The following is a 16,378-nucleotide window of genomic DNA, read 5'->3' on the forward strand; positions in this document are numbered from 1 at the left end:
GGAACGAATTCTTCATGCGATCAAGCGGCGGGGATGATGCGGGGCGGCGTGGCCTTGACGAAACTGGTTTCACGCAGGTAAATCGGTTCCAGTTTTGCGGCGCTCTCAAAATCCCTCCGCGTCGCGGCCAGTTGGCCAATCACCGCCGCGTCGGGAAACAACTCACGTCCCCCGGCAAACCATTTGGCGGCATCCGGACCGACGATGACCGAGCCGTCCAAACGATCAACGTCCGACTTCGCCGCCAGTCGCAAGGGTTCAGTTTCGCGAAACGTTTTGTCGCCGATTTCATAGACCGCCAGATAAAACTCGCCGCGTTGCGCGTCAATGACGACGCCGACCCGGCCAAGAATCCTTTCCGCCCGTGCCCGGGCCGCCAGACATTCCACGCTGCTGACGCCGACAGTCTTTGTCCCCAGGGCCAGTTGCCATCCCTGCGCCAGCGCGATGGCCGAGCGAATGCCCGCGTAGGAACCGGGACCGAGGGCGACGGCCAGACAATCCACCTGCTCGCGTTCCAGTCCGGCCTCGCGCAACGCGGATTCCACCATGAACAGCGGGCGGCCCCCGCGCGCGCCGACATCTTGAGCGCGACCGCGGACCCGGCCGTCTTCAACGACGGCGGCGCTCCTCTGGTTCGAAGAAAACTCAAGCGCCAGAATCTTCATACCTGATGCTTCGTTCTGTTCCGCTGATCGTGTCGATCCAGACCCGCCGAAGGTGCGCGGGTAAACCTTGCCCTCTGGAGTTTTGACCCGCGGCCTGCCCCAGCCACCGCTCGACCCATTCGACGACGGTCACGCCTTGCGGACCAAACAAATACTCGTCCAACCCCGCGGCGGTAATCTGGTCCCGGGTCTCGAGCCGGTACAGATCGAGATGAAACAATGGCAGCCGGCCGCCATCGTAGGTGTTGATGAGCGCAAATGTCGGCGAATGCACCCGTGTGATCACGCCCAGCCCCCGCGCGATTCCCTTGACCAGTTGTGTCTTGCCCGCGCCAAGCTCACCCGTCAGGCCAATGATCCAGCCGGCCCGGATTTCACGGCCCCAGCGCTCGCCGAGTCCCAACGTGGCATCAGGGTTTGTCGAAATGAACGTAGCCATGAGCGGCGAGCGTCTGAACTCCCTTCCGGTCCCGAATGGTCAGCCCCGGTTTCCGGGTGATCTTGCCGATGCAACTGAGGCGCAAGTCCGGAAATTGTTTTTTCCACGCGTCAAGCAGGGGCACGGCATCGCGACCAGCCACGGTGAACAACAATTCAAAGTCCTCCCCATCCGTCAGCGCGGCGAGAAGCGGCGGCTTTGCCGATGACTCCCCGCGCGCGGTCCGTTTCGCTTCGCGGCTGACGGGAATGGCGTCCGACAACAGCTCGGCGCCAACCTTGCTCGCGGTCAGGATGTGCCGCAGGTCGCCGGCCAGGCCGTCGCTGAGATCAATCATGGAATGGACCGTGAAATGATCCACCAACCAGCGGGCCTCGGCGAGCCTCGGCTCGAAGTCGAGATGTCTGGCCGCGAGCGAACCTCCCAGTTGTCCGGTGACAAAAATGGCGTCGCCGACTTTGGCGCCCGAGCGCAGCGGGCATTTGTCCCTGGCCACCCTGCCGATCACCGAGACCGAAATCAGCATCCGGTCCGGGTTCGTTGTCGTTTCGCCGCCGACAATCGCCACCTGATAACGGCCGGCCAGCGCACTGATGCCCGCGTACACCTTCTCGACAAATGCGACATCGAAATCTTCCGGCAGACCCAGCGTTACCAGCGCGTGCGATGGTGTCCCCGCCATGGCCGCGACGTCGCTCAGCGCGCGCGCCAGCGCCTTGTGGCCGATTTTTTCGGGCGGCGCGTCCGCCGTGAAATGAATTCCCTCCACCACCGCGTCGGTCTTGAACAACAGCCACTGCTCCGGCAGCCCCACATCAATCACCGCGCAATCGTCGCCCGCGCCGACGTTCGTGCTGTCGTTGAGCGAGAGCGATTTTGTCAGACGTGAAACCAGTTCGAATTCATTCATTGCAAATCGGCAATCTCGGGCGATTTCGCGCCTCTCGCCGGCCTCCCCTGTCGAATGAGAATCGTGATGCCGACCACGGCGCTTCCGATTCCGACCTTCCAATCCGAGCTCGAAGGCCCGGTGACCGCCCAGACAAAATTGACCAGATTAAAAAAACTGTGCGCGAAAATGGAAGCGGCGAGATTGTTGGTGCGTTCGTAAAGCCAGACGAGCATCAACCCGAGAAACGTCAGCGGCGCCAGCAACATCATGTTCACGTGCATGGCGCCGAAAAACATCGACGTGCCCCACAGCGCCAGCTTCGGATACCCCTGCTGCTTGAGCGCAGGGTAGAGAACGCCCCGAAACAACAATTCCTCAATGATCGGCGCGAGGATGATCGCCTGAATGGCCAGGTAAATCTGCGGCGCGACGGCGACGGTATTTTGCAGCATCTGCACCGATTGTTGCGCGACCGGTTGCGCGTGAAGTTTCATCATCAACTCCGCCGACAACTGGCTCAGCAGACTCGCGATTGGCAGGACGACCAATGTCGCGCCCATTGCCATCAACACCGCTGACGTCTTCCGAGCGGAGTTGAACCCGAAGGCAGCGCCCCAACTTGCGCCGCGACCCCGCACCATCAGGTGAATGAACGCGACAATCACTCCATAGAAACAGGTGTAGAAAACGAAGGTAACGGTGGGATTGGCCGCCACTTCCGAGCCGGCCGCGCCCTGCTCCATCAGACTGGCCAGAACGCTCAACATAAACATCACGGACAGCAGCGCCATAACCACGAGGAAGTCCAGCGGTTTCCAGGGTTTCTCGGACAACATGTGGTGAGGTTATACAGCGGCAATCGGTCCGACGAAGGAAAAAGTGCGGGCTGGTCCGCGCTCGGGCCGGCGGCGGACGCGTGAGTTCCGCCAGCGCAGCGAACAACCCCTCCGGCGCTTTGCTTCTTGCTGCCGGACCGCGAGCGACTATCGTAGCGTGTGTCTCTGAACTGGAAACGCGTTGCTGCCGCGGCCATTCTCATCGTTGCCGCGTCAATTCAAGCCGCCGATCCGCCATCGAAAACTTCACCAACCCCAGTCACCGTGCCTGACCCAACTTCAACCCACACTCATACGAACCGTCTCGCCCTTGAAAAATCCCCCTACCTGCTCCAGCACGCTCACAATCCGGTGGACTGGTATCCGTGGGGCGAGGAGGCGTTCGCCCGGGCGCGCAAGGACAACAAGCCCATCCTGCTCAGCATCGGTTACTCGACCTGTCATTGGTGCCATGTCATGGAACGCGAGTCGTTCGAAGACGAAAATCTGGCCAGATTTCTGAACGAGCATTTCGTCAGCATCAAGGTGGACCGCGAGGAGCGCCCGGACGTGGACCAGATTTACATGACGTTCGTGCAGGCCATGAGCGGCCAGGGCGGCTGGCCACTGAACGTTTTTCTCACGCCCGACCTGAAACCGTTCTATGGCGGGACGTATTTCCCGCCGGACAGCCGGTATGGCCGGCCGGGTTTTATCCAGGTGCTGCAAAATGTGAGCCAGCTTTGGGAAACGCGGCACGGAGACGTGCTCCATTCCGCCGCGGACCTGCATCAACGGCTGGAAGCGCACAACGAAAAGGAAGCCACCAACGCGCTCGTGCTTGCGCCCTCCGTGCTGCACAACGCCGCGCGGCTGTTCAAGGACGAGTACGATCCGAAGAACGGCGGATTCGGTGACTCGCCCAAATTTCCACGTCCCAGCGAACCGGCATTTCTTCTGCGTTACGGCACGCGCTTCAAAGACGAGGGGTCGGTCCACATGGTGTTGCATACGTGTGAACGGATGGCCGCAGGCGGCATGTACGACCAGATCGGCGGCGGCTTCCACCGCTATTCTGTGGATGCTGAATGGCTCGTGCCGCACTTCGAAAAAATGCTGTATGACAACGCGCAACTGGTGCACCTCTATCTCGACGCGTATCTCGTCAGCGGGCGAAAAGAGTTTGCCGACGTTGCGCGCGACATCATCCGTTACGTGTTGCGCGACATGACACACCCCGAAGGCGGATTTTACTCCGCCGAGGACGCGGACAGCGAAGGCAAGGAAGGCAAGTTCTACTGCTGGACGCGCGAGGAGATGTCGAAACTACTGGCCCATGATGAATTCAAAGCCGCCGCTCATTACTTCGGCGTGACCGAGAAAGGAAACTTTGTGGACCACAGCGATCCGGACCCGCTGCCGAACCAGAATGTCCTCAGCATTGTCCACCCCAAACTTTCGGAGGCGGAAAAACCCTTGCTCGAATCGGCGAAGAGGAAACTATTCGACGCGCGCGGCAAACGGATTCGCCCGCATCTCGACGACAAAGTGCTTTCGTCCTGGAACGGCATGATGCTCGGCGCGCTGGCGCGCGCTTACGCCGTGCTCGGCGATGAGTCGTATCGCGCCGCCGCCGAAAGAAACCTCGCTTTTGTTCAAAGCAAACTCTGGGATGCCGGAACGAAAACACTTTATCACCGCTGGCGTGACGGCGAACGCGACTCGGTCCAGCTTCTCGACGCCTACGCATTTTTGCTTTCCGGAGTGATTGACCTTTACGAGGCCACGCTCGATCCGAAGCATCTTGAATTCGCGCTCCAACTCGCCGACTCGATGCTCGCGAAGTTTTACGACAAGGAAGCCGGCGGTTTCTGGCAGGCGCCGCCCGAGACCGCGGATCTGATTCTGCGCGTGAAGGAGGACTACGACGGCGCCGAGCCATCGGGCAATTCGGTTGCCATTCTCGCGCTGCTGAAACTTGGCGCCATCACCGACCGCAAGGATTTCAAGGAAGCCGCCGGGAAAAGCATGCGGCTGTTCGCCGACCGGTTGCACCAACTCCCGCAGGCCGTTCCCTACCTGCTGCTCGGGCTGGATTACTCGCTCGAAGAGCCAAAACGCGCGGTCATTGTCGGCGATCCGAATGCGGCGGGCACCAAGACACTGATTCGCGCTGCGCACTCGGTCTATCAACCGAACAAGGTCGTGCTTGGCAACACCGGGCCGGTCGAACCATTTGCGAAGACGTTACCGACGAAAGATGCGCCGATGGCTTATGTCTGCACCGGCACGGCCTGTCAGCCACCCACGCCCGATTCGACGAGAATCAAGGCCTTGCTGAAATGATTGCGAGATCACGGGCCGCACCAACGCCGGTCTTTACAAGCTGCTTTCCACAATTATTCTTCGATTGATGCAAAAGCGCTAACCCACCTCGATGGTCTGACCGACACCTATGAAAACCCCGACATTAACCGACGCGCAGAAACGAGCATTTATCGATTTGCTGATTATGGGAATGTACGTCGACCAGAATTTATCTTCGGCGGAAGACGCCCGCGTTTAACAGGTGCTTGACACTTTCCAATTTCCCTCCGATTACGAGCGACAGCAGTTTCTTGATGCCTCCTTTACGCGGGTCAGTCGTCAAACGGGAACGGAGGACTCCATCCGCGCCTATGTTCTTCAGCTTGCGAGCAATTTTCCCACGCGGCAGATACTGCAGGACGTTTACCAGGCGCTGAATGACGTGATTACAAGTGATAGAAACGTGACGAGTAAGGAGAGCCGGCTATTATCGATGGTCAGAGAAGTTTTCCGGTTGTAAGCGCCCTTCGCGGCTGCTCCGATCGGGTGCCTCAGATATAATACATCTTCTCTTTATTGGCCGCTTCTTCGACCAACTGCTGGAAAGTGATGTTGTCGGCGGTATTTTCCAGCGCCTTTTGCAGTTTCTTCCACGTGGCGCGCAGTTCGGGCGGGCATTGCCCATTGCCGATCGCCGGTGAATCAAATACCGAACCGTGAATCGCGCGCAACACGTCGCCAAAGGAAATCTCCGCCGGCGGGCGGGCGAGCAGATACCCCCCCTCCTTGCCGCGCTGGCTTTTGACGATGCGATTCGACTTCAACTCGATCAGAATCTGGACGAGGTAGTTGGCCGGCACCCCCTGCTCCGCGGCGAGTTCTTCGACGCGCCGCGCGCCTCCGTCGGGCCAGTGACGCGCCAGACCGAGCACGGCGCGGGCCGCGTAGTCGCTTTTCACGGAAAGTTTCACGACCGAAAACTAGGCAGCCAGCCGATTCCGCGCAACAAAATCAATCCAGCCGCCGTTCACTGGATGGGCGGTTTGTCGCCGGGGCGGGTGGACTTGCGGGTGGTCTCCTGTTGCGAATCGCGGTTTGTCGTGAGGCGCGGCTCAACCGATGAATCGGTGAAACCGAACCGTTCGCAGAACTCCTCCCGTGGCGCTTCGATAAAAACTGTCCGCTTGCGAAACGGATCCGGGTAGGCCAGAGAGACGGCCCGCAGGGCCAACGAACGGTTCAATGCGGAATGCATGACGTGGGGTGTGTCTCCACCCGGCGGCGCGCCATAGAGCACATCGCCCAACACGGGGTGCCCTGATTCGGCGAGATGGACGCGAATCTGGTGCGTGCGGCCGGTGAGCGGCCGGGCTTCAATGAGCGCGGTATCGCGGCCGGTTTGCACGACGCGGAATTGTGTTTCCGCTTCCTTTCCGCGGCGCGAATCAACTTTCATCCGATGGATCCTGCCCGGTTGCGGCGCGAGTCTGAGTCGGCAGGTCCATTCGCGCTGTCCCGGCACGCCGCGCACCACGGCGAGGTACATTTTCTCCACACGCCGGGTTTCAAACAACCGGCTGTAGGCCTGCACCGCGCTCAGGTTCTTCACAAGCAACAAAACTCCGCCCGTGTCCGCGTCGAGGCGATGAACGAAACGAAGAAACTTCAGCCCGCGCGAGCGCGCCCAGAAGTCACCCCCCTGAATGCCCGACAGCAACGCCAGGTGCAGGTTTCGGCCCGTCCGGTCCCACCACTCGGGCGCGAGCATCCAACCCGGCGGTTTGTCGATGGCGATGACCGAACGATCCTCGTAAAGGATCGGAATGAATGTGCCGTCGGAAAGCTCGATGTTGTCTGGCTTCGCCACGCGTCGAGTATAGCGACAATCATCCGCCAACCAAGCTCTCAACGCGGCGAAACAAATCGGAGCAACCCCGCCAAACAGAGATCCGGTCGGATTGAAAACCACTCTTCTATTCGACTCGAAGGCGATAGAATCGGCCTGGAAAATTGGTGGGAGGCTCCATGACGGAGAGCACACCGCCGTTGCCGGAGATTGATTTGAGCGGGGCCCACGCCGGGTCGTTCAACGTGTTCTTGTATTCGACCTGATAAGTCAGATTGCTCGCGCTCGCGAATGAAAACACGACGTTGGTGCCGTCGAAACCAACGCTGCCCAACGACGGCGGCACGACGACTGTCAATGTAGCGATGTCGCTCGGGGTCGAGCCGGCAGAATTGGTTACGATCACCCGGATGTTGCCCGTCATGTTGGCCTGAACGTTGGTGAGAACCAGCGTGTCATTGGTGGCGCCCGGAATATCCCCGGGCAGGTAGCCGGCCCGCCATTGATACGACAAAGGCGGCGTGCCGGTGGCCACGACGGTGAACGTTACGGTGCCGCCCTGGGCCACGGTTTGAGAGATCGGTTGTTGGGTAATCGTCGGCGCACCACTGGTCTGAACGGTCCAGGTGCGCGACCGCGTCGTGACAGCATCTTCCGCGAATGCGGGGTCGTCCTGGTAAAAATCCGCGTCGTTCCTGCCGCTGACCTCGACATAATGCGGACCGTCCGCAAGTCCGGTGAGAGAAACGGGCGTGTCAATGGGTGTCTCCACGCTCCACGCATTGGTGTCGAGGCGCCACTTGTAATGGGTATAGCCGGAGCCGCCAGGCCATCCAGCGGCCGGAATTCCATTGCCTGTGCGATTCACGCCAACGGTCAACGTGGCACTGGTCAGGCCGCTCGTGCCGTTTGGCTCGCCGGAAATGGAGGCGCCCAGCGGGACCACACCGCCTTTGTCGGCTCCGTTCGGACCAGTGCCGATTGCCGGTGACCCGGGTTGAAGGCTGAACCAGTCCCGCAAGATCTGAGCGTCGGCCCAATTGGTGAAATAGGTTTCCGCCAACTGGGGAATCTGCTTGAGCATCGGATTGCTCGTGGAGTTTCCGCCGCCGGGACCGCTCCATGCAAAAGGCATGAGATTGTTCGTAAACGTGACGACCGCGGTCGTCACATTGCGTGTCAGGTTTTCTGCGTCGTAAATGAGGTTCCCTTCGAGATACACGCCGGCGCCCTCGGCCGTGCCGGTGTCGGCCAGAATGACGATTGCACCGTCGGTATCAACCCCGCCCACATGGCTCTGGTGGACGATGGTGTTGTTGATCATCGTGTAAAAGTTGCCCTGCTTGGCGTCCACGGCCTGATCGCAATCGTAGATGAGGTTATGGATGATTGTGATTTCGGACGTGTTGCCGCTGTCATTCCCGCCGCTGACGGCGCTGGAGGAGTCCGGCGTGCCGCCGTTTTTGTGCATGTGCAGGAAGATATTGCCCTCGACCCATGCGTCCGTGCCGTCGAGGTCGAAGCCGTCGTCGTCTCCGCCGGTGACGACGTTGTCAATGAACTGCACGATTGGCTGACCTGGACGGTTACCGCCAGTAAAATCCACGACGTCGCTGTAGCCATTGGCCTTGCCGAAGAAGTTGCGGAGGAAAATTCCACGGCCGCCGCTCTTCACGCCACCGGTACCGTGGCACGGTTCGAACGCCGCGGTGGCAGTGGGAAAATAACAATGGCTGATAATAAAGGACGCTCCATCGACGTGAATGTACGGCGCGCCCGCGTTCCCAAACGTGAGGTGGTCCAGATAAGCCGTGCCGGCGGCGACTTCGATGCACGGAGTGCCGGTCGAATTTGCGTTGAATTCGAAACGCGCGTAGGCGATGCGCGTTTCCGGTGAACCGACGGCGCCGTCGATGGTGATGTTGCCCCAGTAACCCGTCGGCGCGAAGCGGGTGAAAAGAATCGGCGCGTTCGCCGTGCCTTCGGCGAGCAGACGGCCGCCGTTGGCGATCGTCATCCCCTGGCCTGCGTCAAAGGTGACGAGAGCGCCGGGCTGGATCGTCAAGGTTACGCCAGTGTTGACCGTCACGGAATTGGTCACGACATACTGCACACCCGCATTCCAGATCGTATCCGTAGCAATGGCGCCACCTACAAAAACCTGCGAAGGCTGCCGTGTCCCTCCCGCAATGTTGGAGTAAGCGGACTCGCCGGAGCCATTCGTGGCTTTTGCCCGGTAATAATATTTTTGTCCCGTGACGGCACTTGTGTCCGTGTAATTGGTGACGTTCGGACCGGGTGTCGCCAGAATCTGCCAGGTCGCAGCATCCGTTGAACGTTCGATTACTAAGCCGTCTTCGTTGTCGGCGTCATCGACCCAGACCAGCGTGATGGGATCGGTGATTGAGCCGGTGGCCGCAAGACCGAGCGGCGCGCCGGGAATTCCGCCAACCGGAAAAGTCACGCCCATGTTCGCCCCGCCGAGGCCCGCGCCCAGGGTCGGCGAGCTTGGGGCGACATGGTAATCTTGCTCCGCCGAGTTGAGAAAGAGCGGGTCGTTGTCGATGTTTCCCGTGCCGGGATAATTGGTCCCCTGAAAATCGGAATAAGTGGCTGTCAGCGTCGAGCCGTTGGACAAAGATAGGGAGGTTCCGTTGTTCCACAGAATGTTATTGAACGAATTGGTGATGTAACCGCCACCGCCCGGGGCGCTGGGATCCGCTTTGTTGTAACCGCGAAAGCCGAAATTGTTGTCGGCGATGGTGCAGTTGTAGATGCCCGCGGTCGAGTTGTCCTTCACCGCGATGCCGGTGTCCACGTTGAAAATGAGCGTATTCGTGACCGTCACATCCACACCGACACCCATCGAAACCCCCTTGTCCACGAAATCGCGAAGCAGACAACTGTCGATCAGGATGCCGCGCGAACCTTCACCTGTTCCACCGTACTCGCCCATGTCCAGGGCATCCGTGTTGAACAGCAGGCCGCGACGCACGGTGCAGCGACGGATATAGGAACCGGGCTGGCCGGCATCAAAGTCAATTCCATCGCCGCTGTTGCCCTGGTATTCGAGCAGGCAATCTTCGATGTGGTTCGTCCCATACTGGCTCAACACTTCGTAATAGTGCGCGACGTGGCAGCGGCGCAGGTTCAACGTGATGTGATTGGGCAGACCCAGCGTGTGAATGATTGCCGGGCTGCTCACTTCATAATCGTGCAGGTAACTGTCTTCCAGCGTGCCGACCGCCCCGTCAAAGATTTCGACGAAACCTGCGATCGTTTCGACGTGTTGCAGCAGAAGATTTCCGCTCGTACCGCTGGCCGTCAGTTCACCCCAGACCGTGGTGCCATCGGCCGGCAAAAAATAAATGGCGTTGCCCGGCGCGCCGGCGGCAGTGATCGATGAATTCGTCCCTGCGATGGACACCCCCGGGGAAAGGAGCAGCACGGCGCCCGGTTGAATCGTCAGCGTGTCCCCGGGCGGCACCACGACCGTGTTGGTGACGTGGATAATCCCCATGGAACTGTCCCACACCGAACTGCCGGCAAGAGTCCCGCCGACGAAGGTGGATGAAAGTTCAGAAACGATGATCCGATTTGTAGAGGCCAGAATGGCGCCGTTGCCGTCCAATGCGGCAACAAAGAATTGATTCACTCCGGGCAGCAGCGTTTGAGTTCTCGACCATGTCCCCTGAGCCTGATCGAAGCCGGCGTCATCTCCGTTGATCACCACACGCGTCGAGCCGGCCACTGTGTTTGAACCGGACAGAATGACGTAATTGGATTGCACGACGCTGAGGAACTGGCCACCGCCGACCGCCGTTGAGGCCCCCGACAATTGCAGGTCTGCGATCTGGATAAAGTCGGAGCTGCCGGGCGCCTGATTGAGTCCCAGGATCGCAAGAACGTGTGTTCCTGGCGCAAGCCGTCCGCCAACCGGCCCGAGGTCAAAGGTGCCGGGAGGGTTTAAGGGCGCAGAATTACCTCGTGAAGATTCGTGAAGTCCGCTTGCCACGGCATCGAAGGCCGGCTCAACTCCGGCCGCGCCCGGCGCCAGCGAGCGCTGGATCTCGACGCCATCCAGATATGCGACGAACCCATCATCCCAATCCATGGTCAGCAAGATGTGCAGATTGGAATCGACGGCATCGCTTATTTGGAACGACCGGCGCATGTAAACAGTCGTGTAGCGATTCAGCATGTCCGCGAGCAGCGTCTGGCAAAGCGACGTTTCATTCGCGTTGTCGGCATAGCCAATCCCGCCATTGCCGCTGGCCCACGTGCCGTCGAGCGAGGCGTCAGAAATGGTTTGCCAGCCGGCTTGCGGCGCGTTCGTGCCCTTGTGATAACGCCAGACGTCGGCGTGATTCACCAGCGGCGTTGGCGGCGACGGCGGCGCACCGATTTGCAGGGTGAACACCCCCTGCCCTTGCGCCAGACCGGCAAAGCACATTCCGACGAGGATGAACAACAAACGTTTCCTGAACAGGGTGTGATCGAGTGTCATATTCTGAGGTTCAAGGCAGCGCCGGTGTGACGAGACGATAGAACCGAACGTTGACCGTGCCCGGATCGTTGACGGTCACTTCGCCATTGCTTGCCTGCCCGGGTACGTCGGCAAGCTTCAGCCACACACCGCTGCCGATATCATCGCGATAGACAATGCTGTAGGTCTTTCCAGCCACGGCCGCGAATTGTATGGCCGTCGAACTGGTGCCGACATTGACCGCGTCGATCTTGAGCACACTTGACACGTCCACGGGACTGGTGCCGGCCAGATACTCCTGCAAGTTGGTGAACCCGTCGCCGTCGGGGTCCGCATTCGGCGTCGCCCGCGGGTCGCTGATCGAGCCGAAGTATTGAACTTCCCATGCGTCGGGAAGGCCGTCACCGTCTGTATCGCCCGGAGTGGTCACGGCGTTGGGCGCACCGGCGGTCGGTGACGCAGCGATCCAGTTCGCCGGATCATCGCCAAAGTCGGTGCCAACCTTGCGTTGAAGCGAGTTTCCGGTGCCCGCGGCGCCGGCCGGCCATGGAGACAGCGCGGAATAATTGATCTCCTCGACCAGAACGTAGGGCACGAACCCGGCGTCGGGATGCGGCGGGAGCTGCGGTGGATCGGGCTTGAACAAGGCGATGCTCTCGCCCGTGTTGTTCAGGTTTCCGCTGTACGGCCCGTAAACCGGCACGCTGCCGGACACGCCGTACTTTGCACGAAACGCACCCAATGAAGTCGCATTGGCCACGGGATCGAAATTGACCAACAACAGATAACCGCCCGCCGGGAGCGTCACGTTTTGCGGGAAGGTGAAACCGACGCCGCCGCTCACCTTCCAGGTGTTGGTCGTGGCGGCGGGATCGAACAGGGGAACACTCGATGCGGTGATATTCCGCAATTCGATGAACTCCTCCGCCGTGTTCTCATCAACCAACGATCCGCCGCCAGTCGCGGACTGGTACATGATTTCGTTGATGACCACCGGGCCGACCAACGGGGACGGGTTGGCCGCCCCGACGCCCGTCCGAAACTGGGCGACGGTGGCGGGATTATCAACTCCGAAAGACCTTCCGCTGGCCGCGACGAATTCCACGGCGCCCGCGCTGTTGGTGAACCTTTCAAAGGAAACACCATTCATTGCCGCGCCAAACGTCGCCGCCGCGCGGTAGCCGGTCAGATTGCCAGCAGCGTCCGCCTGCGAAAGAAACACGCGGTCGCCATGGGCAGAATTGAACGTAAATGGCACTGACGATCCGTTGGTGGGATTGAACTGATACTCGTAAAAGACCCTGAACCCGCCCGCTGGAATGATGGTGCCGTCCGCAATTCGATACTTCTTCAAATCGTCCTGGCTGTTGCTGAGGTACCAGCCGCCAATGTTGGCGTCGCCGCCACCGGGATTGTAAAACTCCACCGCGTCCTCCAGCGGCGGATCAGTGTGACTGAGCAGCTCATTTACGACCGCGTTCGACAACGGCAGGAAGTTCCTTTCCTCCGGCGACGCAGTCTGCGCGAAGCTCACGACGTTCGTTGCGCCGTCCGGGAACCGGCCCTGTGACACGCCGGTCTGCTGCGATACAAAGCTGACACCGTCGATCAAAATCTGGGCCGGCGAAAAAATCGCCACCGCTTCGCCCGTCTTCTTGAGGCTGAACGTCACATGGTCCGCGCCGGCGGACGCATTACCGTCGGCGATGAACTGCACGAATGCGTTCGCGCCGGTGCCGATGAAACTGAGCGGCGGAACGGGCGACTGCGTCTTGTTGGCCAGATCATCCGTGAGGTACAAGCCCCCGATCGCTACCGGCTGCGCGCCTGTGTTGTAAATCTCGAACCAATCGCTCCCACTGGCCGGGTCAGCCATCCATTCATTGACCTTAAGCGCTGCCACACTGCCGAGACCCGCGGCATTGTTTGGCAGGCCCGGCGTCGGGGTCGTGAGCGTCCAATTGCCGACTCCATCGGGCGAGCGGCCGATGGAGTAATCCGCAGTCTGCAAGCCGAAGGTCACCCCGTCCAGCAATGCGCCGCCGGCCGACGGTCGATGGAAGAAGAACACGGAATCGCCCTTCGCACCGAGCGCAAATCCCGTGTTCGTGGCTGTGACCGGCGACGCGTCGTCGCAATAGACCAGATAATATCCCGAGGCCGCAATTGACGTACTTGCGGGAAAAACGAACTTGCGCGGTTGGTTCGGATCATTGCTCAGACTCAGGTCGGACAGATCAACCGCGTTGGTCGAAGGATTATAAATTTCAATGTAGTCGGCCGTGTGTCCGGCGTAGTTTGTTACCGACCGGTTGCGCGCCATGATTTCATTGAGCACGAGCGGAACGCCGAATGTTTGCGTGACGATGTTGGTCGTGAAATGCACCGCAGCGAGGGACATGCCGAACACATCGTCGCTGCTTGTGCCCGCTCCACAACACGAAACCTGATGCACCTCGACAGCCATCACGTTGTCACCAACAACAAGGCCGTTCGTCGGAAACGTGATAACATCCATCGCCGGTTCGCTCGCGTTGCTCGCCAGGGTCGCGAACGTGACGGCGCCGGCCGCGATTCGGAGCCGCGCCACTTCAGCGCCGTTCAAGTAGTAAACGGCGCCATCATCGACGTAATTGGTCGAGATCAGACTGAAGTCGGTCAGACTGCCGTCCCATTGGAAGTGTGTCCGGTAATAAACCGTGTTGTGGCCGTTGACCTGGTCTGGCGCGGGAATCGTCGTTTGAAACGGATAGGGATATTCCTGGGGGGTCGCTTCAAATCCAAGCATCCCAAAACCGCTGCTCCACGCGGCGTCGTTGTAACTGACGGCGCGCCACGTCGTGCCCAGATCAACGCCGCCGTTGTTGTAATGCCACGAACTGGTGGTCACACCCAACAGCGGAACAACCGTCTGCGTGACGTTTGTCACTGACACCACTCCGGCCGGGCCGGGGTTTGGGCCGCCCGAGGTTGGCTGGGGAAAAGCGGTCAACGTATCGCTCCCGCTGGGACTGCGGCCCTGGGAAACATCCGTCTGCTGAGGCCCGTAATTGATGGCATCAATGGTGGTCAGATCCGGCGCCGAGAGCAGAACAAGGCCGACGTCGGGCGACAGTTTGAAATTAAGATGATCCGCCCCCTGTCCCGCATCGCCGTCCGCCACAAAGCTGGCAAAGCCGTTGCCTCCAATGAAGCTCAATGCCTGGATTGGATTTTTTGCCGGCGCACCAGCGGCATCCGAAAGGAACAACCCGCCGAGCATCGACGGCGACGCGCCGGGATTGTAAAGCTCAAGGAAGTCATTGTTGGCGGCGAATTGCGCATCGGCCAGCCACTCGTTGATTTTCAACCCGTGATAGTCGGCCAGTGGCGCATCGACGTTGGCCGCGCCAAACGTCGGGCTGCACAACGTCCATTCGCCGCTCGGCATCCGGCCAATCGAGAAGTCATCGAGTTGGATACCGAAACTTACGGTGTCCACCAGTCCGCCTCCGTTCGCCAGCTTGTCGAACAAGGAAACGTCATCCCCGTTTTGTTTGAGTGAAAATCCGAGGTGGATACCGGGCGCTGCGGAAGCATTGTCCGCGTAAAGAACAAGATAACCGCCCGCCACAAGCGGAGGTGTGCCGGGCGGGAAAACGAATTTCCGTGGGCTGGCCGCGCTGTCAGTGAGGCTCATATCCACCAGATCAACAGCAACACTGCCGTAGTTGTACAATTCGATCATGTCCGGGAACGTGCCGGCGTTGTTGAAGGTCGAAACATTTTTGGCCAGGACTTCATTGATGCGAACACGGGGGGTGGCCGGCGGAACGTAGCTCGGGTCAACCGTCCAGGTGCGCGAGGCGGTGACTTGCGCAGCGACGCCCGCGTTGGTTGGATAAACAAACGTGTCGTCCTGATAAAAGCCCGCGTCGTTTTTACCCGTGACGTAAACCGTGTGCGGACCATTGCCCAGCCCGCTCAAATTGATGGCCGCCGGGTTGGTGAACGGAGAATTGTTGGAGACAGGAATCTCCGCGCTCCACGACCCGTTATCGAGCTTCCACTTGAACGCGGTCCAGCCCCACGGCTGCGGCGCAAGGGTTCCCCAGTTGAACGTGCCGCCAGGACCAACGAAAAGCGTCGCACTGGTGGAGGCATTGGTTCCAATCGGTTCGCCAGAGATGGCGATGCCGTGCGGTCCGAGCGCGCCGATGTTTCGTCCTCCAAAACCCGTTCCAATGGCCGGCGAATCGGGCAAAGGTCGGCAGGCGGCGCGCAGTTGAGCAGCAGTGACGTTGGCAACTGCCGTGCCTTCGAGAACGTTGAGATCGAGCCGCGGGTCGGCGACAACATTTCCGCTACCCGGGCCGATCCACGGTACGGACAGAATGTTGTTGTCCATGATCACCGTGTGATGCGCCGGGTCATAGTGCAGGTTCAGGACGGCGCAGTCATGGATGATGTTGTGCGCGGCGTACAGGCCCGATCCAATGTTCGCATCCGGCAGCGCGATGCCATCGTCCGTCCAGTCGAACGCGGCAATATCGCTCTCAGGACTGCCGCTCCCCTCCCGGGCCACGTGGAGAATGGTATTGTAAAGCAACGCCACCCGTCCACCGCCGTTGCCGGTGGTTGTCGAATTCCCTTTGTTCAGGAAGACGTGGTCCACGTCGTAGAAGATATTGTTGATGATCGTCCAGTCAGAGTTCTGGCCAACGAAATCGACACCGCCGGAAATTGCGCTGGCGGTGTCGCGCGCATCGTCGGTACGCGTCGGGTCCCGGTGAACATGCATGAAAACGTTCCCTTCGATCCACGCGTCCGTGCTGTCGAGATCAAGATTGTCGTCCGAGGCGCCGTCGAAAACGTTGTTGATCACCTGAAGAATCGGGCCGGGCCGGTTGCCGCCCGTGAAATCAATCGTGTCGTTGAAACCCCAC

General features: G+C 60.0%; 9 protein-coding genes. 1 reads left to right on the forward strand and 8 read right to left on the reverse strand.

The genetic code is table 11. From position 1 onward, the window contains the following. Positions 1-20 precede the first annotated feature (20 nt). The 4 genes from tsaB to VN887_17865 are packed head-to-tail and all read right to left on the reverse strand — an operon-like array spanning position 21 to position 2,835. On the reverse strand, positions 21-668 hold the full coding sequence (gene tsaB, locus VN887_17850) for a tRNA (adenosine(37)-N6)-threonylcarbamoyltransferase complex dimerization subunit type 1 TsaB (protein ID HXT41877.1): 648 nt from the start codon (positions 666-668) through the stop codon (positions 21-23). Beyond that, the gene (tsaE, locus tag VN887_17855) at positions 649-1,107 is read right to left on the reverse strand and encodes a tRNA (adenosine(37)-N6)-threonylcarbamoyltransferase complex ATPase subunit type 1 TsaE (protein ID HXT41878.1); all 459 of its coding nucleotides are present in this window, start codon (positions 1,105-1,107) and stop codon (positions 649-651) included. Before tsaE ends, tsaB begins: the two co-directional genes overlap by 20 nt. Further along, the gene (locus VN887_17860; protein HXT41879.1) at positions 1,079-2,017 is read right to left on the reverse strand and encodes a thiamine-phosphate kinase; all 939 of its coding nucleotides are present in this window, start codon (positions 2,015-2,017) and stop codon (positions 1,079-1,081) included. The genes tsaE and VN887_17860 overlap by 29 nt, the downstream gene beginning before the upstream one ends. Then, a complete protein-coding gene (locus tag VN887_17865; protein ID HXT41880.1) occupies positions 2,014-2,835 on the reverse strand; it encodes a CPBP family intramembrane glutamic endopeptidase in 822 nt (273 codons plus the stop codon). The genes VN887_17860 and VN887_17865 overlap by 4 nt, the downstream gene beginning before the upstream one ends. Before the next feature lie 264 nt (positions 2,836-3,099). Between VN887_17865 and VN887_17870 the strand changes: the two genes are divergently transcribed. Next, positions 3,100-5,160: a thioredoxin domain-containing protein gene (locus VN887_17870; protein HXT41881.1), complete on the forward strand. Its 2,061-nt coding sequence runs from the start codon at positions 3,100-3,102 to the stop codon at positions 5,158-5,160. 512 nt (positions 5,161-5,672) lie between these two features. Here the strand turns inward: VN887_17870 and VN887_17875 are convergent. From VN887_17875 to VN887_17890, 4 genes are all read right to left on the reverse strand, one after another. Next, positions 5,673-6,092, reverse strand: a complete 420-nt coding sequence (locus VN887_17875; GenBank protein ID HXT41882.1) for an Rrf2 family transcriptional regulator — start codon at positions 6,090-6,092, stop codon at positions 5,673-5,675. Positions 6,093-6,148: 56 nt separating this feature from the next. Next, positions 6,149-6,988, reverse strand: coding sequence for an RluA family pseudouridine synthase (locus VN887_17880; protein HXT41883.1), 840 nt, complete (start codon positions 6,986-6,988; stop codon positions 6,149-6,151). Between the two features lie 106 nt (positions 6,989-7,094). After that, on the reverse strand, positions 7,095-11,474 hold the full coding sequence (locus tag VN887_17885; protein ID HXT41884.1) for an immunoglobulin domain-containing protein: 4,380 nt from the start codon (positions 11,472-11,474) through the stop codon (positions 7,095-7,097). Positions 11,475-11,484: 10 nt separating this feature from the next. Next, positions 11,485-16,233 carry a lamin tail domain-containing protein gene (locus tag VN887_17890; GenBank protein ID HXT41885.1) on the reverse strand — a complete coding sequence of 1,583 codons (4,749 nt, stop codon included), beginning with the start codon at positions 16,231-16,233 and terminating at the stop codon, positions 11,485-11,487. Between the last annotated feature and the right edge of the window lie 145 nt (positions 16,234-16,378).

This window comes from Candidatus Angelobacter sp. (genome assembly GCA_035607015.1).
Taxonomy (GTDB): Bacteria; Verrucomicrobiota; Verrucomicrobiia; order Limisphaerales; family AV2; genus AV2.